The organism is Paracoccus alcaliphilus (assembly GCF_028553725.1).
In the GTDB taxonomy this organism is placed as follows: Bacteria; Pseudomonadota; Alphaproteobacteria; order Rhodobacterales; family Rhodobacteraceae; genus Paracoccus; species Paracoccus alcaliphilus.
In genome coordinates this window covers 171,779-188,336 of sequence record NZ_CP067125.1, presented here as the reverse complement: position 1 = coordinate 188,336, position 16,558 = coordinate 171,779, and the positions used below count along the sequence as shown (strand labels likewise).

General features: G+C 65.1%; 16 protein-coding genes and 1 pseudogene. 8 read left to right on the top strand and 9 right to left on the bottom strand.

Annotation, left to right across the window (positions count from 1 at the left end):
* The first annotated feature begins 9 nt into the window (after positions 1-9).
* From JHW40_RS19290 to JHW40_RS19280, 3 genes are all read left to right on the top strand, one after another.
* The gene (locus JHW40_RS19290; protein ID WP_244519104.1) at positions 10-1,254 is read left to right on the top strand and encodes a sigma-54-dependent transcriptional regulator; all 1,245 of its coding nucleotides are present in this window, start codon (positions 10-12) and stop codon (positions 1,252-1,254) included.
* Positions 1,247-3,208: a sensor histidine kinase gene (locus tag JHW40_RS19285; protein WP_244519105.1), complete on the top strand. Its 1,962-nt coding sequence runs from the start codon at positions 1,247-1,249 to the stop codon at positions 3,206-3,208. The genes JHW40_RS19290 and JHW40_RS19285 overlap by 8 nt, the downstream gene beginning before the upstream one ends.
* Positions 3,209-3,316: 108 nt before the next feature.
* Positions 3,317-4,534, top strand: a complete 1,218-nt coding sequence (locus tag JHW40_RS19280) for an OpgC family protein (RefSeq protein WP_090610524.1) — start codon at positions 3,317-3,319, stop codon at positions 4,532-4,534.
* Positions 4,535-4,541: 7 nt separating this feature from the next.
* Here the strand turns inward: JHW40_RS19280 and JHW40_RS19275 are convergent.
* A pseudogene (locus tag JHW40_RS19275) lies at positions 4,542-4,709 on the bottom strand (type I methionyl aminopeptidase); the annotation flags it as partial.
* Positions 4,710-4,838: 129 nt separating this feature from the next.
* Here JHW40_RS19275 and JHW40_RS19270 point away from each other — a divergent pair.
* Positions 4,839-5,363 (top strand): cell wall hydrolase, encoded by a 525-nt coding sequence (locus tag JHW40_RS19270; protein WP_090610525.1) that lies wholly within the window; start codon positions 4,839-4,841, stop codon positions 5,361-5,363.
* Between the two features lie 16 nt (positions 5,364-5,379).
* Here the strand turns inward: JHW40_RS19270 and JHW40_RS19265 are convergent, their stop codons facing one another.
* On the bottom strand, positions 5,380-5,823 hold the full coding sequence (locus JHW40_RS19265; protein ID WP_090610526.1) for a DMT family transporter: 444 nt from the start codon (positions 5,821-5,823) through the stop codon (positions 5,380-5,382).
* 268 nt (positions 5,824-6,091) lie between these two features.
* On the opposite strand from JHW40_RS19265, the gene JHW40_RS19260 reads away from it, so the two are divergent.
* Genes JHW40_RS19260 through JHW40_RS19250 form a run of 3 tightly spaced genes read left to right on the top strand, consistent with a single transcriptional unit; the run spans position 6,092 to position 11,227 of the window.
* The gene (locus JHW40_RS19260) at positions 6,092-7,486 is read left to right on the top strand and encodes a hypothetical protein (RefSeq protein WP_090610527.1); all 1,395 of its coding nucleotides are present in this window, start codon (positions 6,092-6,094) and stop codon (positions 7,484-7,486) included.
* Positions 7,476-10,487, top strand: a complete 3,012-nt coding sequence (locus tag JHW40_RS19255) for an ATP-binding protein (protein WP_170851726.1) — start codon at positions 7,476-7,478, stop codon at positions 10,485-10,487. The genes JHW40_RS19260 and JHW40_RS19255 overlap by 11 nt, the downstream gene beginning before the upstream one ends.
* Positions 10,484-11,227 carry a Crp/Fnr family transcriptional regulator gene (locus tag JHW40_RS19250; RefSeq protein ID WP_090610529.1) on the top strand — a complete coding sequence of 248 codons (744 nt, stop codon included), beginning with the start codon at positions 10,484-10,486 and terminating at the stop codon, positions 11,225-11,227. The genes JHW40_RS19255 and JHW40_RS19250 overlap by 4 nt, the downstream gene beginning before the upstream one ends.
* A 49-nt stretch (positions 11,228-11,276) precedes the next feature.
* Here the strand turns inward: JHW40_RS19250 and JHW40_RS19245 are convergent, their stop codons facing one another.
* Together JHW40_RS19245 and JHW40_RS19240 are read right to left on the bottom strand one after the other, a co-directional pair.
* Positions 11,277-11,447 carry a hypothetical protein gene (locus tag JHW40_RS19245; RefSeq protein ID WP_170851727.1) on the bottom strand — a complete coding sequence of 57 codons (171 nt, stop codon included), beginning with the start codon at positions 11,445-11,447 and terminating at the stop codon, positions 11,277-11,279.
* A gap of 107 nt (positions 11,448-11,554) precedes the next feature.
* A complete protein-coding gene (locus JHW40_RS19240) occupies positions 11,555-11,785 on the bottom strand; it encodes a hypothetical protein (RefSeq protein WP_139208105.1) in 231 nt (76 codons plus the stop codon).
* Between the two features lie 22 nt (positions 11,786-11,807).
* Here JHW40_RS19240 and JHW40_RS19235 point away from each other — a divergent pair, with 22 nt between their 5' ends.
* A complete protein-coding gene (locus JHW40_RS19235) occupies positions 11,808-12,365 on the top strand; it encodes an NAD(P)H-dependent oxidoreductase (RefSeq protein ID WP_090610601.1) in 558 nt (185 codons plus the stop codon).
* A 12-nt stretch (positions 12,366-12,377) separates the two neighbouring features.
* Here the strand turns inward: JHW40_RS19235 and JHW40_RS19230 are convergent, their stop codons facing one another.
* The 5 genes from JHW40_RS19230 to JHW40_RS19210 all read right to left on the bottom strand — a co-directional run bounded on the left by JHW40_RS19230 (position 12,378) and on the right by JHW40_RS19210 (position 16,517).
* Positions 12,378-12,824: a YtoQ family protein gene (locus tag JHW40_RS19230; RefSeq protein ID WP_090610530.1), complete on the bottom strand. Its 447-nt coding sequence runs from the start codon at positions 12,822-12,824 to the stop codon at positions 12,378-12,380.
* A gap of 73 nt (positions 12,825-12,897) precedes the next feature.
* On the bottom strand, positions 12,898-13,650 hold the full coding sequence (locus JHW40_RS19225) for an ABC transporter ATP-binding protein (RefSeq protein ID WP_090610531.1): 753 nt from the start codon (positions 13,648-13,650) through the stop codon (positions 12,898-12,900).
* Positions 13,651-13,726: 76 nt separating this feature from the next.
* Positions 13,727-14,605 carry an ABC transporter ATP-binding protein gene (locus tag JHW40_RS19220; protein WP_090610532.1) on the bottom strand — a complete coding sequence of 293 codons (879 nt, stop codon included), beginning with the start codon at positions 14,603-14,605 and terminating at the stop codon, positions 13,727-13,729.
* The gene (gene nikC / locus JHW40_RS19215; protein WP_244519106.1) at positions 14,602-15,528 is read right to left on the bottom strand and encodes a nickel transporter permease; all 927 of its coding nucleotides are present in this window, start codon (positions 15,526-15,528) and stop codon (positions 14,602-14,604) included. Before nikC ends, JHW40_RS19220 begins: the two co-directional genes overlap by 4 nt.
* On the bottom strand, positions 15,525-16,517 hold the full coding sequence (locus tag JHW40_RS19210; protein WP_090610602.1) for an ABC transporter permease: 993 nt from the start codon (positions 16,515-16,517) through the stop codon (positions 15,525-15,527). The genes nikC and JHW40_RS19210 overlap by 4 nt, the downstream gene beginning before the upstream one ends.
* Between the last annotated feature and the right edge of the window lie 41 nt (positions 16,518-16,558).

Sequence of the window (16,558 nt, the reverse complement as noted above, 5' to 3'; positions counted from 1 at the left end):
GAGGAAAACTTGCCCGCCCACAGCAGTCTTACGGCCACGCCCCGCGCGACATCGGCCTTTGCCACCCGCCTTGCGCAGGTCTCGGTCCTGATCGTCGATGACGAGCCGGGGATGCGCAATTTCATGGCCCGCATCCTTGGACCGCAATGCCGCCGGATCGAGTTGGCGGCAAGTACGGGCGAGGCCGGCGACTGGCTGGCGGTCGAGCATTTCGATGTCATCGTGCTGGACAACATGCTGGGCGGCGACCGTGGCCTCGACTGGCTGAAACGCCAGCGCGAAAAGGGTTTCGTGCCGCCGGTGGTGCTGATCTCGGCCTATGCCGATCTGGAAATCGCGATCGAGGCGATGCAGGCCGGGGCCGCCGACATGATCCTGAAGCCCTTCCGGTCGAACCAGCTGATGAACGCGGTGCTGCGCTCGGTCGAGCAGACGCGGCTGCGTGCGGAAAATCAGGTGCTGCGCCATGAACTGCGCCGCAATACCGATGCCAACCTGCGCCATGACCAGCTGATCGGCACCTCTGCCGCGATCGAGGAAATCCGCAGCACCGTCGCCCGCGTGGCCCCCCTGCCCTCATCCGTGCTGCTGACCGGCGAATCCGGCACCGGCAAAGAGATCGTCGCGCGGATGATCCATGACCTGTCGAACCGCGCGCAAGGCCATTTCATCGCGGTGAACTGCGCCACGATGGCCGAGGACATGGTCGATTCCGAACTGTTCGGCCATATCGAGGGCGCCTTTCCCGGCGCCACCTCGCATCGCGAGGGGCTGTTTCTGCACGCCCGAGGCGGTACGCTGTTTCTGGACGAAATCGCCGAATTGCCGCTGACCACGCAGGCCAAACTGCTGCGCGTGCTGGAGGATCGCAGGATCCGCCCGCTTGGGGCCGAACGCGAACTGCCCGTCGATCTGCGGCTGATCTTCGCCACCAATACCGATCTGGAGGCGCGCGTGGCCGAGGGGCGTTTCCGCGCGGATATGTATTACCGCATCAATATCCTGCAACTGCGGATGCCGCCGCTGCGCGACCGGGGCGCGGATGTACTGGAGCTGGCGCGGCCGTTCATGCAGCGCCATTCGCGCGAACTGGGCCTGCCCGCGGTGCCGATCACGCCCGAAATCGAGGCCGCGCTGATGGCGCAGCACTGGCCCGGCAATGTGCGCGAATTGCGCAACCTGATCGAACGCGCGCTGATCCTTGGCCGCTTCCCCGCCGATATCCTGCCGCCGCAGGACGCCCCCCTTGGCTAGACGCGGGCGGTCGGTCCGGGCGCGGCTGCTGATCATCGCGCTGCTGCCGATGCTGATCCTGATGCCGCTGCTGATCGGGATCACCACGCAGCGCTGGCTGTGGCGGACCGACCAGATCCTTGCCGCGCGGGTGGCCAGCGACCTGACCGTGGCGCAGCAATATCTGGCGCATCTGATCGACAGCACCGGTGGGCAGGTCGCGGCGCTTGGGCAATCCGCCGCCTTTCGCGATCACACCGTCGATGATCCTGACCGTTTTCTGGCCACAAGCCGTCAGCGGCTGGGGCTGGATTACCTGCTGCTGCTGGATGGTTCTGGCCGGGCGCTGACCCCGGATGAGGTGACGCTGCCGACCGGCACCGGCATCGCGCTGCTGGAGGCGCCGACCCTGGCCGCCCTGTCCCAGCCGCTGGCCGAACGCGCCCGCATCCCGCTGATCGCCACCCCCGCCAGCGCACCGGACGGGCGGCAGGCCGAAACGCGCGGCATGGTCATCCATGCGACCAGCCCGGTGACGCTGCCCGGCGGCGATACCGCCCTGCTGGCGGGCGGCATCCTGCTGAACAACAACACCGGTTTTATCGACCGCATCAACGAACTGGTCTATCCCGCTGCCGACAGCAACATGCAGCGCGTCCTTGCCGGGGGGTTCGATCATGGCGTGACCACGCTGTTTCTGGGCGACACCCGCATCGCGACCACGCTGCGCCCCTCGGGCAGCGCACGCGCGCTGGGAACCCGCGCATCAGCCGAAGTGCGCAACCGGGTATTGGTCGAAGGCGGCAGCTGGCATGATACCGCATTCGTGGTCAGCGAATGGTATATCTCGGCCTATGAGGCGATCACGGATATCAGCGGCGCGCGTGTCGGCATGCTTTATACCGGCATCCCGAAGGCACCCTATACGGCGGCGCGCAAGGTGACATGGGCGATCACCGGCGGCGCTTTTCTTGTGGCGCTGCTGCTGTCGCTGCCGCTGTTTCTGCACTGGGCGCGCGGCATCTTCCGCCCGCTGGAGGCGATGGGCCGCACCATGTCCCGCGTCGAACGTGGCGACATGGACGCGCGCACGCTGACCGATCCGCCCCCCGGCCCGGATGAGATGCTGCGCCTTGCCCGCCATCTGGACCGGCTGCTGGACCTGCTGCAACAGCGCGACCGTGATCTGCGGGCGCTGAATGCCGATCTGAACACCCGGGTCGAGGAACGCACCGCCGATCTGACCCGCGCCAATCTGGCGCTGGAGGCCGCGACCCGGCAACTGATCCTGTCCGAAAAGCTGGCCACCATCGGCGAGGTGACGGCGGGCGTCGCGCATGAGATCAACAACCCGCTGGCGGTGATTCAGGGCAATCTCGAAATCGTGGGGATGGTTCTGGCCGACCACGGCGGCGACGCCGCGACCGAGCTTGCGCTGATCGACGAACAGATCCGCCGCATCGGTGCGCTGGTCAACCAGTTGCTGCAATTCGCCCGCCCCGAAGAGTTCGACCACGGTCCCGACACCGATCCGGCACAGGTCGCGCAGGGGCTGCGCCCGCTGATCCAGCACCTGATGGCGGGTATCGAGTTGCAATGCGACATCCGTTCAACCCGCAGGGTGCGGATGAATATCCACGAATTGCAGCAGATCCTTGTGAACCTTGCAGTGAACGCGATTCAGGCGATGCCGCAGGGCGGAACGATCTTTCTGACCTGCAGGGATGCCGCGGCGCAGGACGGCCGTGACGGCGTCCGCCTGACCCTGCGCGACACCGGAACGGGCATGGACAAGGACACCCTGTCGCGCATCTTCGATCCGTTCTTCACCACGCGCGGCACCAGAGGCACCGGGCTGGGACTGTCGATCTGTCAGACATTGATCAACCGGCACATGGGCAGGCTGGACGTGCACAGCACGCCGGGACAGGGAACCACCTTCTGCGTCTGGCTGTCCGCTGAAGGGCAAAGCTGACCCCCGGCGCACGGTCCCGCACAAGTGTTGAATAGATTGTGATGCAGCCGATCACGCATGGGCGCGTTGGGTCACCTGACCACGGAACAACAACGCCGAAAGGGCCTCATGCAGCGGCTGGAGATACTGGATGGCATGCGAGGGTATTTCCTCGTCTTCATGATGCTGAACCACCTGACGTTCGCCGGCGGCTATCTGCTGGTCAAGTTCAACCACGGCGAATTGGGCTATGTTCAGGACGCGCAGGGGTTCGTGTTCCTGTCGGGGATGCTGGTCGGCATGGTTTATGCCCGCCGGATGCTGAAGAAGGGCTATGAGACCGGCGCCCGCCAGATCCGCAAACGGGCATTCGACATCTATCGCTATGCTGCCGGTTCGCTGCTGGTAATCATGGCGCTGGGGTTGGTCCTGAAGGAATCCGCCACCTATTGGGAGCCGTGGTTGTGGGACCTTGCAAGCCACGATCCCTTCTATGCGGCGGCGTCTCTGCTGCTGATCTATCAGCCCACCTATATGGACATCCTGCCGCAATACATCATCTATATGCTGGTGGCGCCGCCGCTGGTCTGGCTGTGCGTGACCGGGCGCTGGATCTGGGTCGTCGCCTTTTCGGTCGTGTTGTGGGTGGCCGTCCAGCTCAGCCTGCACTATCCGCTGACCGAAGGGATGCGGGGCCTGCTGGATCAGGTGCATGAAGCCCGGATGCTGCGCACCGCCTTCAATGTGCTGGGCTGGCAGATCGTGTTCATGTCCGGCCTCGTGCTGGGTGCGCTGACCTCGACCGGGCAGATCGACTGGCAAAAGGCCTTCGCACGAAAAGAGGCGGCCGTTCTGGCATGGGCGGCTTTCAGCGTCGTGCTGATCTTCATGGGCATCCGCTTTGGTTTCACCTTCAAGGTCATGCCCGACGACATGGCCGAGCAGATCCGAAGCCTCGACAACCGCATCCGGTTCAGCTTCATCTATCTGGTGAATTTCATGGCGACGGGCTATCTGGTCGCGTGGATGGTCATGGCGGGCGCGCATACGCGCCACCGGATCGTGCGGGCATTGGGTCAGGGGATGCGCTGGATCTTCAGCCTGCCCTTCCTGCGCCTGATCGGCCGTCATTCGCTGCAGGTCTATGCGTGGCATGTGATCGTGATCTATCTGCTGAAGGGTGTCGAATATCACTATGGCCCCTTCAACGAATGGACCAAGACGGCGATCGCGCTGACGGCGATCGCGTCGCTGGCCATCCCCGCCCTTTACCGAGAGCGGGCGACCCTGTTCGCCAAACCCCTTGCCCTGGAACGCGAGGCAAGCCCGGACGCGAAACGCAGGTGACCGCCGGTCAGCCGGGCAAGGTGACGACGACGGCCCCGCGATCCGTCGCAACGACCGTGTGCTCATACTGCACGACCGGCGCCGATGGCTCGCTATACAGCGCCCAGCCGTCATCCCCTTCCTCCGCCCATTGCCCACCCATGGACAGGAACGGCTCGACCGTCAGCACCGGCCCCTTGTTGATCCGCCGCTTGGCGTCATGGGCGCTTGTCTGCCGAAACCCGGGCCTTGCCCGCTTTAAGGTTGAAACGGCCTTGCAAGCGCGGCAAAAATGCGACTTGGGACAGTAAAACAAAGCAAACCTATGACAATCCAATCACCGAAGTCGCGATTTGTCGCGGCTGCCGCCGTCACGCTTCTTGCGCTGGCGGGGTGTTCGGGCGGCCAGTCGGACGGCCCGCGCCCCTATAATCAAAGCGATCTCAACTGCATGGAGCGGGCGATCTTCTTCGAGGCCAACCGCTCCAGCCGCGCGGGAATGATCGCGGTCGGCAGCGTCGTGATGAACCGCGTCGAATCCGATCAGTATCCCGATACGGTCTGCGGCGTCGTGGGACAGAAAGGGCAATTCGCGCCCGGTGTCCTGACCCGCCCGATGAACTCAAAAGCGCTGCCGGATGTGCGAGAGGCCGCGATCGCGGTTCTTCGCGGCGAACGGCAGCCACGGGTCGAAAATGCCATGTTCTTCCATACCAATGGATATACGTTCCCCTATGACAACATGCATTACGTCCTCGTGGCGGGCGGGAACGCCTTTTACGAAAAGCGCAAAAGCCATCTGGTGACGCAGCGCGTCCCGCCGCCCCCCATCGAGCGCGGCAGGCGCTGAGGTCATCCGGCGGGGGTCAGAAACGCGACAGCACGATCCCGCCGCCGACCATGAGCGCGGCAAGAATGCGCGGCAACGAGATCTCGCGCACCGGCAGGCCGAACGCGCCCAGCCGGTCAAGGATCAGCGCGGCGACCATCTGTCCCAGCGCAAGGGCGCAGATCGCGGTCAGCACCCCCATGCGCGGCAATGTCCAGACAATCGTCCAGACATAGAACGCGCCCAGCAGGCCACCCAGCCACAGGTGCCATTCCTGCCGTACGGCGGTGGCAAAGCCACGCCCCTCTCCGACCGCCAGCGCCGCAGCCGTCAACAGGACGAAGCCCACGCCGAAGGAAATCGCCGCCGCCACCAGCGGGCTTTGAACCGCCCGCCCAAGCGCGGCATTGATGGGCGCCTGAAGCGAGATGCAGGCACCTGCAAGGACAACCATGATGACGGGAAGGATGGGCAGTTGCATAGGCGTGTTCCTGTCTTGGGGGCAGGCGCAGCATCGCCCGGATCGCGACGGACCGAAAGCCGGAAATCGTTGAATGTGTTTCGACCCGTCAGGGCGGCGCGAAACCGCCACGACATGACAGGCGAAATAACCTGTTCACTTGCAGGTTGTGTTGACGTATCTTTGGACCGGCTTTTGCATTCCAGCCAGCCTTCCAGGCGTGACCCAAAAGGCTGCCACCGCGACGATGCAGGGCGCATCACACAGGATGCCAATAAGGGGTGGGGATATGGTTTTCCGATATCGGGGCGTCTCATTCATGCGGGTCTGGGGCGTTGCGGGAACGCTGGCGACCGCTGCCGGGGCGGCGCTGGCGCAGGATCCTCTGGCATCGAATAACGGGCTTTATCCCACGGCCGACGAATGGGACGGGCGGTTTCTGGCGGCTAATCTGGGCTATCCCACGCCCGCCTCGAACGACATCCTTCTGGCCGCCAACAGCTGGTCGCCCGCGCGCGACAGAACGCCGCTGCAACTTGATACCGCCGCCGCTTATGCCGACCGGTTGCTGGACCATCTGGCACAGACGCTGCGCCCGCTGGTCGACCAACCCGCAGAATGGGACCCGGTTGCGGCAGGCTGGTATGATCTGGTCTGGAGCGGTGACGGCACCAAAGGCCCCGACGGGATCGACCCGACCTCGGGGAGAGAGGCACTGATGAACACCTATTCCGGTCAGATCGTGCCGCCGGAAACATTTTCCGAACCTTACCAGCCAACGGTGCCGGTGCAGAACCACGCGGTGATCTATTACAACCATGTGGCTGCCGGGATGCTGGGCAGGCTGTGGTCGAATATCTATCTGCCCGATCTGAGCGAAACCGAATTTCCCACCGGCTCGATCGTGGTCAAGGTCGAGGCCGTCACCAATAACGAAGACAACTGGAACGTGGTGGCAAACAGCGGGTTTTGGCAGGTGTTTCGCCCGACGACCGAGGATCAGGCCAGCGGCAAACGCAATCTGGTGCCGCAGGTGATCCCGGCCCGGCCGTTCCAGATCGCCGTCAGGGTCAAGGACCCCGTGGCGGCGCCGGAAACGGGGTGGGTCTTTGCCATCTATGTCCATGACGCCGGGGCCGAAGGCGACACACCGTGGGATCGGTTCGTGCCGGTCGGATTGCAATGGGGCAACGACCCCGACCAAGCCCGCAACTTCCTCGAACTGACCGGGACCGAGACCCTGCAACAAAGCTGGATAAACCCCGCGGCACCTGCCTTTGCGCGCGACACTCTGGGCTGGGAAGGGCGTCTGGCCGGGCCGATGGATGTCGCCACCCGGCACAATGTCATCACGGTTTCCGGCACACGCTATACCGGCGACAACAGCCTGCCCGCCTCGTCCTGCCAAAGCTGCCACGGCGCCGCCGAATACCCGTTCACGGCCAACCTCTACCCCTCGCCCAATCGCGTCCTGCCCCGCGACGGCCAGCCTTTCCTGTTGTATGATCCGGGATCGCCCGACTGGGCGCGCTGGTTCCAGAACCGCCCCGGCACCGAGGCGATGTCGGCGAATATCGGCGGCAAGGGGCTGGATTACGATCTGGCGCTGATGAATGCGCTGTCGGTCCATGCCGAGGCCGTGGGCAACGAGGCGTTTACGCAAGGACGCCTGCATGTTCACTGAACCGATCCCACCGATTGCAAAGACCCGGAAGACAGCAGGCGGCATGACCGAGGCATGGTCGGAATATCGCCCCGTCTCGGCCCTGTTCGTCGATCTCGAGAACTCGGTCGGGCAGGTGGCGACCCTGGGCCCCGAGGCCTATGACCTGGCCTTGCAGGGCTTTCATGCGCTGGTGGATCGGCAGGTGCGCAATTACGGCGGGGAAGTCGCGCAATATATGGGGGACGGGGTGATGTGCCTGTTCCACTCTCCGCCCGCCAGAATGTCGCGGGCCGAGGCGGCGGTGGCCGCAGCACAGGAAATCGTCGCCGCGATGAAGGCGCCGGATGCGCCTTTCAGCAACGATGTCCGGATCGGGATCGCCTCGGGTCTGGCGCTGTTCAGTCAGGATGGGCAGGCGGCGGGCAAGCGGATGATCGGTAACTGCATCAATCTGGCCGCCCGGCTGCAAGCCGCCGCGCATCCCGGTGAGATCCTCGTCTGTCACGATACCAAAGACGGTGCCGAGGCCCGGTTCACCTTTACCGAGGTGACCGGGCGACCGCTCAAGGGGTTTTCGGGGCAAACGCAGCTGTGGCTGGTCGCGGCGGCGCGTCCCCAGCCGCATGAGGACCTGCCGCGCCTTGTTCCCGCGCATCTGACGGATGTTCCCCTGATCGGGCGCGAGGCCGAACTGTCGCGTCTGGAAACCGACCTGTCGGGCACCATCGCCGGTCACGGCCGCTCGATTGCCGTCGCGGGCGAGGCGGGGATGGGGAAATCCCGGCTGGTGCAGGAGTTTCTTCACGGAACGCAGGCGACAGGCTGCGCCCGCATGATCATCAGATGCAGCCGCGACGGCGCGGGCAGCGATTACCACCCGATCAAGGATTACCTGCAACGGCAGGCCGGGGTGACACCCGCAGATCGCAGCGAGACCCGCGCCGCGCGGCTGGAACGGCTGTTCGGTCAGGACTGGGGCCTGACCGGCACGCAGATTTCGGATCTGCTGCTGCTGCTGGACGCCCATCCCGACCCGCAGGCGGCGCTGAGTGACGATCCGATCATCCTGCGCGGCTGGCTGTCGCAGTTGATTATCCGGCGGATCATTCAGGCGCGCGCATCGCAACCGGCGCTGATCGTGGTGATCGAGGACGCGCATTGGCTGGACCACAGCTCTCGGGACCTGCTGGCCGATCTGCACGCGGCCCTGCCGGATCAGCCGATCCTGCTGATCTTCACCCAGCGCCTTGCCGGGGAAATCGCGACCCCCCTTCTGCCAGCCGATCAGGTTCTGCGGCTGAGACCGCTTGGCGAGGCAAGCGCGGTGCAGCTGATCCTCAGTTGTCTGGCGGACAGGCAAAAGGATGCGGGCATCGTCGAATGGGTCAGGGACAAATCGAAAGGGGTGCCGCTGTTCCTGTCCACCTTTGCCGATTTCGTGCGCAAGCAGGACAATCCCGATCCGGGCCAGCAAAAGCTGCCGATGGACCTTCTGGACCTGTGCGAGCAAAGCCTGATCAATCTGCCGCTCACCACCCGGCGCTTTGCGCAGGCGGCCGCCGTCATGGGATCAAGCTTCGATCCCGAACTGGTCGCGGCCCTGATGGGCGACAGCCCGGCGCAGATGGACAGCCATATCCAGAGGCTGGCGCAGGAAAACCTTGCCGCCCGGCGCCCGACCGGCGGCGGCATGGATTTCGCGCATGATCTGGTGCGCGAGGCGATCTATGGCAATCTCAGCCAGCAATTGCGCCGCCGGCTGCATGGCGAACTGGCCGATCTGATGCGGAAAACCTGGCCGGATGCGCCGTCGCATCTGCTGGCCCTGCATTACGGGCAGGCCGAACGCAATGCCGACGCCATCGCCCAACTGGTCAATGCCAGCGTCGCGGCGGTTCGTGTCGGCGCCCTGCGCGAAGCCCGCGATCATCTGGCGAGGGCCTTCGATTTGCTTGAACGCCTTCCAGCCGGCACCGACAGGCTGCATCAGGAACTGCTGCTGCGCAGCGTGGAAGGACCGCTGCACATGATCCTTGGCGGGCCGGGCAATCTGGCCTTCGGCACCGCCCAGCACCGCTCGATGAAGCTGATGGAGGAGTTGGGGATCACCCACGGACGGACCCATGTGCTGTATAATTCCGGGCTGCATGACTGGGCCTGCGCCCGGCTGGACGACGCAGGCCGGATCAGCCGCGACATCCTGTCGATACCGGACGGCGGCGAAGAGGCCCTGCTCAGCGGTCACACGCTGGCGGGGCTGGTGGCGTGGCACAAGGGCGATATCGCCACGGCCAGGGTGCAGATGGGCCATGCCATCGCGCTTTACCGCGCCGATGACCACGCCGCGCTGTTTCCGAAATACCTCAAGGATTTCGGGGTGTTCAGCCTGTTCTATTCGGCGCTGGCCGCGGCTATTGCGGGCGAATCGGACGTTGCCCGCAGTTTTGCCACCCGCGCCGAGGATCTCAGCGAACGGCTGGGCATCGCTCATGCCAAGGGCTTTGGCAAACTGGCGCGCTTCCTGACCGAGATGTTCTGCGGCGATCCCGACGCCGCCGCCCATCACGCGACACGGGGGCTGGAACTGGCCCGGACCCACCGCTTTCCCGAATTCGAGGCGATGGCGATCTTTACGCAGGGCTGGGCGATGACGCAAAACCCCGCGACCCATGCCGAGGGGCTGGAGCAGATGATCGCGGGCTTCCGGCACTGGTGCGATACCGAATTCATCGCATGGCAATCCCTGTTTCAGGCGATGATCGTCGAGGAACTCGTCACCGCCGGTCGCCACCCAGAGGCGACCCGGCATCTGCATCAGCTCAAGACCCGGCTGGGTTGGACGCATGAGGCGCAGTTCCAGCCTCTGGCCCTGATTGCCGAGGCCCGCCTGCTGGCAGCCGAAGGGCAATCGCCAGCCGCCCGCGACTGCGCCCGACGCGCCGTCGAACTGGCGGACAAGATGGGCATGGCGCTGTGGCTGAAACGGGCAAGGGACGCCCAGTCCGGGATCGACGGATGACGCCGCCCGACATGCGCGATATCGACCGCTTCACGCTGCTGGCCCGGCTTGAACCCGATGCGAAACAGCACGCGGCGGCGGCGCTGCGCTGGCGCAGCTATGGCGCGGGCGAGATCGTCATGGGGCCAGATGAGGACAGCGGCGACGTGTTCTTTCTCAGCACCGGCCAGATCTTCGCGGTGCACTGGACGGCGGATGGCCGCGAAATCATCTTTTCCGCCATCCCCGAAACCGGCTATTTCGGCGAATTGATGGCCATCGACGGTGTGCGGCGGTCGCTGTCGGTCTATGCCCGCACGCCCGCCAGTCTGGCCATCATGCCCGGCGGTATTTTTCGGGAGCTGATGGACAGCAGCCCGGCTTTCCGCCGCGCCGTCCTGATCGATCTGGCCCGAAAGGTCCGCGACCTGACCGAGCGGAACTGCCAGCTGACGACCTATTCGGTCATCGACCGGGTCAAGGCCTTCATCCTGCGCTTCGCGGCGGAAGCCAGCCGTCTGCAACCCGGCGCCCTGTTGCCTGAACTGCCGACGCATGCCGAAATCGCCGCCCATATCGGCGCGAACCGAGAGGCCGTGAGCCGCGCATTCTCGACGCTGAGACGGCAGAAGATCATTACCGGCAGCGGCCGGGGCCTTCAGATCAGCGACCCCGAGGCGCTGATGACGCCGTTCGGCAGCGACGAGGATCAGGCGGATTCCGGACATCCGCATCATCTCCCCGCCGCCGCCGTCCGATAAAGGACATACTCGTTAATCACCGCATCGGCCGTCGTCGCCGACCAGCCCCTCACGCCGTATCCGGCGCCAGACCCAGACGGCTCGCCTGATAGTGCAGCCGCTCATAGACCGGGCGATAGCGCGTGTTGTGCATATAGGCGCTGAGCGCCGACAGGATCAGCGTCAGGTCCTCGGCCGACAGCAAGGGCCGGAACTGTGTCTCCGCTTTCTGGTGCAGCATGGACATTCTCCCCTTGAGCAAGAGCCATTTCCCGTGGCTCGCAGGATTGAATTTATCGCCGCTGAGCTGCGGACGATGTGCGCAAGGTCACAAATCGCGAAATAATTTCACCGATCAGACAGGTTCGCGACGTCGCGGCGGCGGATCGGATCGATCACAGACGCATAATTATCCCGCCCTTTCCAGCACTTGCCGATGAACGTCGCGCGGAGATCCTTGCGCGGCGGGGAACCGAATTCTCTGTCCGATGGGTCGGGCGGTGATTTCAGCCTGCCGGTCGGGGTGAGTTTGGAATGGCGGGTCGCGGCGGCGGGCTTTATGAATTCACCAGCAATCAAGTCGTCTTTTTCGGAGATCCCCGTGCCCGGACCACGTTTCGTCGCCTTTTCCGGCTCCTGGAGCCAACCCTCCAAAACCCGCATCCTCGTGCAGGAAGCCACGACACGGGCCATCGCCCGCTTTGGCGGCAGCGGGCATGTCTTCGACATTTCCGACCTCGGCCCCGATTTCGGCACACTGCGCCAGTCGCAGCAAGGGCCGCACAACCCGCATCTGGACGCCTTTCTGGCGGCGGATGCGCTGATCGTGGCCAGCCCGGTCTACAAGGGCAGCTATACCGGCCTGTTCAAGCATTTCCTCGACCTGATCGACCCGGCAGCGCTGGCGGGCAAGCCGGTGCTGCTGGCGGCGACGGGCGGCGGGGATCGTCACGCACTGGTCATCGAACACCAGTTGCGCCCGGTCTTCGGCTTTTTCGAGGCGCATACGCTGGCGACCGGGCTTTATGCCTCGTCCACGGATTTTCAGGGCGACCGGCTGGCCTCGGATGCGGTGTCGCTGCGCCTTGACCGGGCGGTGGGGCAATTCGCCGCCCATCTTCCCCAAACCGGCACCGCGCCCCTGCGGGCGGCGGGCTGACGTCAGAGACCGTCACGGCAGCGCGCCGGTCAGGACATAGCGCAGGATCTGGACGACCTGTTCGGGATGTTCCGCGACGGCAAGGGCGGCGGCATCGACCTCTTTCAGCGCGTGCTGATGTTCGGGACCGTGCAGCACGATCAGCGATTTACCCAAAGCCGAGGCGACACCGGCGTCAAAGGCGGCATTCCATTGGCGGTATTTCTCGCCAAAGCGGACCACGACGACATCGGCCTGTTCGATGCCGCGCCGGGTGCGGATGGCGTTGATCTGCGCGCCCTTGCGGTCATGCCAGAACTTGCTGTCCTCGCGCCCCAGAATCGCGACGCCGCAATCGTCGCTGGCGTCGTGATCGGTCACCGGGCTGTCGAAGCTGATGTCCAGATCCCTTGCGCCGTTGATGATCTGGTCGCGCCAATCGGTGTGAATCTCGCCGGACAGATAGACTTTCAGCGCCATGATGCTTTTCCCTCTTGCTGTGCTGGCCCGACATCATGCGAAAATTGCCCGAAGTTGCAAATGGCCGGGGCGATCAGGTGCGGGCATAGCCCGTCGAGGCGGCGATGAGGTGGCGGGTGTAATCATCCTGCCCGGTCCCGCGCCGCAGGGCCTCCACCTCCATGATCTCGACGATGCGGCCCGCCTGCATGACCGCCAGCCGGTCGCACATATGGCCCACGACGGCCAGATCATGGCTGACCATCACATAGGTCAGCCCGTGTTCGGCGCGCAGATCGGCAAGCAGGTTCAGGATCTCGGCCTGAACGCTGACATCCAGCGCGCTGGTGGGTTCGTCCAGCAGCAGCAGCCGAGGCTCGGCCGCCAGGGCGCGGGCGATGGCGACGCGCTGGCGCTGGCCGCCCGAAAGCTGGTGCGGATAGCGGAAGCGGAAGCCACGGCCAAGACCCACATCGTCCAGCAGCCGGGTGATGCGGCGGTCGATATCGCCCATGCCCTGAAGGCGCAGCGTCTCGGACAGGACGGCATCGACGGAATGGCGCGGATGCAGGCTGGCATAGGGGTCCTGAAACACCATCTGCACGGTCTTGTAGAAGGCCCGGTCACGGCGGCGGGCGGCAACGGTCTGCCCGGCGACCTCGATCCGGCCCGACCATGTGTCGATCAGCCCGGCAATGGCGCGCAGGATGGTCGATTTGCCCGAGCCGGATTCGCCGACGAGGCCGAAGCTTTCGCCCTGGGCGACGCGGAAGGTCGCGGATTTCACCGCATCCACGCGGTCGGGTTCCTGGCCGAACCAGACATTCAGGTTTTCCACCGTCAGCATGGGCGGCACCCTGGCCGCGGGGGTTTCACACCCCCGCGCCCCCGTGGGATATTTGAACACCAAAGATGAGGCATTTTCATGGGTTCACCGGCGGTTCGGGCGTGGGGTTCCGGGTGATCGTGTCGGCGTCGCGCCAGTCCGGCTGACGTTGCAGCACCGGCAGGCGGGCGACCGGGGCATCGAGGCGCGGCAGGCTGTTCAGCAGCCCCTGCGTATAGGGATGGCGGGCCTGATGCAGGTCGCGCGCGGCCAGCGTTTCCACGACCCGGCCCGCATACATGATCAGCACCCGGTCGCAGAATTGCGCCACGAGGTTCAGGTCGTGGCTGATAAAGATCAGCCCCATGCCGCGATCGCGCACGAGGCGGTCCATGATGTTCAGGACCTCGGTGCGGACCGAGACGTCCAGTGCCGAGGTGGGTTCGTCGGCGATCAGGATCTCGGGGTCGGGGGCCAGCATCATCGCGATCATGATGCGCTGGCCCATGCCGCCCGAGACCTCGTGCGGCCAGGCTTCCATGACCCGTTCGGGGTCGCGGATCTGGACCGCCTGCAGCATTTCCAGCGCCTTGCGGCGGGCCTGGGTCCTGGCGCCCCCGGCATGGAGGCGATAGGCCTCGATGATCTGGTCGCCCACGGTCATCACCGGATTGAGGCTGAATTTCGGGTCCTGCATGACCATGCTGATCCGGCTGCCGCGGATCCTGCGCATCCGGCGTTCGGACAGGTTCAGAATCGACTGGCCGTCAAGCTGCATCCGGTCGGCGCTGACCTGACCGGGCGGGCGGACGAGGCCGAGGATGGCGCGGCCGGTCATGGATTTTCCCGAGCCGGATTCGCCGACGACGCCCAGCCTTTCGCGGCCCAGATCGAAGCTGACGCCGCGAACGGCCTCGAACAGGCCCTGCCGGGTGGGGAAGCTGACGCGCAGGTTTTCGACCGAGAGCAGGGTCATTGTCTGCTTCCCTTCGGGTCCAGCACGTCGCGCAGCCCGTCGCCCAGCAGGTTGAAGGCCATCGAGACGATGAAGATGGCGATGCCCGGCATGGCCGCCACCCACCAGAAATCGAGGATATAGGTGCGCCCGTCCGAGATCATCGCCCCCCATTCCGGCATCGGCGGCTGCGCGCCGAGGCCGAGAAAGCCCAGACCCGCCGCCGACAGGATGATCCCCGCCATGTCCAGCGCCACCCGCACGATCAGCGACGAGACGCAGAGCGGCCAGATATGCCGGATCAGCAGCCGCATCGGCCCGGCCCCTTGCAGGCGGGCGGCGGCGATGTAATCGGCATTGCGGATGGTCAGCGTCTCGGCCCGCGCCAGCCGGGCATAGGGCGGCCATGCGGTCAGCGCCAGTGCCAGCACCGCATTGCCGATACTGGCGCCAAGGGCCGCGACGAAGGCCAGCGCAAGGATCAGCTTGGGGAAGGCCAGAAAGATGTCGGTGATGCGCATCAGCACCTGATCGACCCAGCCGCCCGCGAAGCCCGCCACCGTGCCGATGAAAAGGCCGATGATCGGCGCGATCAGCGCCACGGTGCCGACGATGAACAGGGTGATGCGCGAGCCGTGGATCAGCCGCGACATGATATCGCGGCCCAGATGATCCGTGCCCAGCCAATGCGCGGCCGAGGGCGGTTGCAGCCGCCCGGCAAGGTTCTGGCTGAACGGGCTTTGCGGGGCGATCCACGGCGCCAGGATCGCCATGCCGATCAGCACGATCAGCACGATCAGCCCCAGCATCGCCAGCTTGTTGCCGCGGAATGTCAGCCAGCCCTGATAGATCGACCCCAGCCGCGCCTGCCGGCGGGTCTGCGGCGCGTCCGACAGCAGCCATTCGCGTCGGGACAGGGGGCGGGTCATCTCTGTCTGGCTCATTTCGACCTCGGGTCCAGCACGCGATACAGAAGATCGCTGAACAGGTTCAGCAGCACGAAGCAGATGCCCACGACCACGGTGCCGCCCAGCACCGCGTTCATGTCGCCCGACAGCAGCGCATTGGTGATATACTGGCCAAGGCCCGGCCAGCTGAAGATGATCTCGGTCAGCACCGAACCCTCCAGCAGCGAGCCGAAGGACAGCGCGATCACCGTGACCAGCGGGATCTGGATGTTGCGGAAGGCATGCCGCCAGATCACCGCGCGTTCCGACAGGCCCTTGACGCGGGCGGTGGTGATATATTCCGACGACAGCTGTTCCAGCATGAAGCTGCGGGTCATGCGGCTGATATAGGCAAGGCTGTAATAGCCCAGCAGGCTGGCGGGCAGGATGATATGGCTGAAGGCATCCTTGAACGCACCCCAATCGCCCGCGATCAGCGAATCGACAAGGATCAGCCCGGTGACGACCGGCACCATGCCGTCATAGATGATGCCCTGCCGCCCCGGCCCTCCGACCCAGCCGAGGATGCCGTAAAACACCAGCAGGCCCATCAGCCCCAGCCAGAAGATCGGCATGGAATAACCCACCAGCGCCACCACCCGCGCGATCTGGTCGATGATGCCGCCGCGTCGCGCCGCCGCGATCACCCCCAGCGGTACGCCGACAAAGACACCGATCAGGGTGCCAAGCGTCGCCAGTTCGAACGTGGCGGGAAAGACGCGCTTGATGTCGTTGACCACCAGCTGCCCGGTCGAGATCGAACGGCCGAAATCGCCGGTCAGCACATCGCCGATATAGCGCCAGAACTGGATGTAAAGCGGCTGGTCCAGTCCCATCGCGCGATATGCGGCCTCGTATTGCGCCTGCGAGGCGCGGTCGCCCACCACCTTCAGCACCGGGTCGATGGGCATGACGCGGCCGATGATGAAGGTGACCAGCAACAGCCCCAGCAGCGTCAGCGCCAGCGACAGAAGCGTGCCGCCGATGCTGCGGGCGCGGCGGCGACGGGCGGCGCCCCGTCCGGGGC

What these genes read in the sequence shown, in the direction of transcription:
- JHW40_RS19280 (WP_090610524.1), top strand. Translation starts at nt 3,317, where the DNA reads ATGCAGCGGCTGGAGATACTGGATGGCATGCGAGGGTATTTCCTCGTC.
- JHW40_RS19270 (WP_090610525.1), top strand. Translation starts at nt 4,839, where the DNA reads ATGACAATCCAATCACCGAAGTCGCGATTTGTCGCGGCTGCCGCCGTC.
- JHW40_RS19265 (WP_090610526.1), bottom strand. Translation starts at nt 5,823, where the DNA reads ATGCAACTGCCCATCCTTCCCGTCATCATGGTTGTCCTTGCAGGTGCC.
- JHW40_RS19260 (WP_090610527.1), top strand. Translation starts at nt 6,092, where the DNA reads ATGGTTTTCCGATATCGGGGCGTCTCATTCATGCGGGTCTGGGGCGTT.
- JHW40_RS19255 (WP_170851726.1), top strand. Translation starts at nt 7,476, where the DNA reads ATGTTCACTGAACCGATCCCACCGATTGCAAAGACCCGGAAGACAGCA.
- JHW40_RS19250 (WP_090610529.1), top strand. Translation starts at nt 10,484, where the DNA reads ATGACGCCGCCCGACATGCGCGATATCGACCGCTTCACGCTGCTGGCC.
- JHW40_RS19245 (WP_170851727.1), bottom strand. Translation starts at nt 11,447, where the DNA reads ATGCTGCACCAGAAAGCGGAGACACAGTTCCGGCCCTTGCTGTCGGCC.
- JHW40_RS19230 (WP_090610530.1), bottom strand. Translation starts at nt 12,824, where the DNA reads ATGGCGCTGAAAGTCTATCTGTCCGGCGAGATTCACACCGATTGGCGC.
- JHW40_RS19225 (WP_090610531.1), bottom strand. Translation starts at nt 13,650, where the DNA reads ATGCTGACGGTGGAAAACCTGAATGTCTGGTTCGGCCAGGAACCCGAC.
- JHW40_RS19220 (WP_090610532.1), bottom strand. Translation starts at nt 14,605, where the DNA reads ATGACCCTGCTCTCGGTCGAAAACCTGCGCGTCAGCTTCCCCACCCGG.
- nikC (WP_244519106.1), bottom strand. Translation starts at nt 15,528, where the DNA reads ATGAGCCAGACAGAGATGACCCGCCCCCTGTCCCGACGCGAATGGCTG.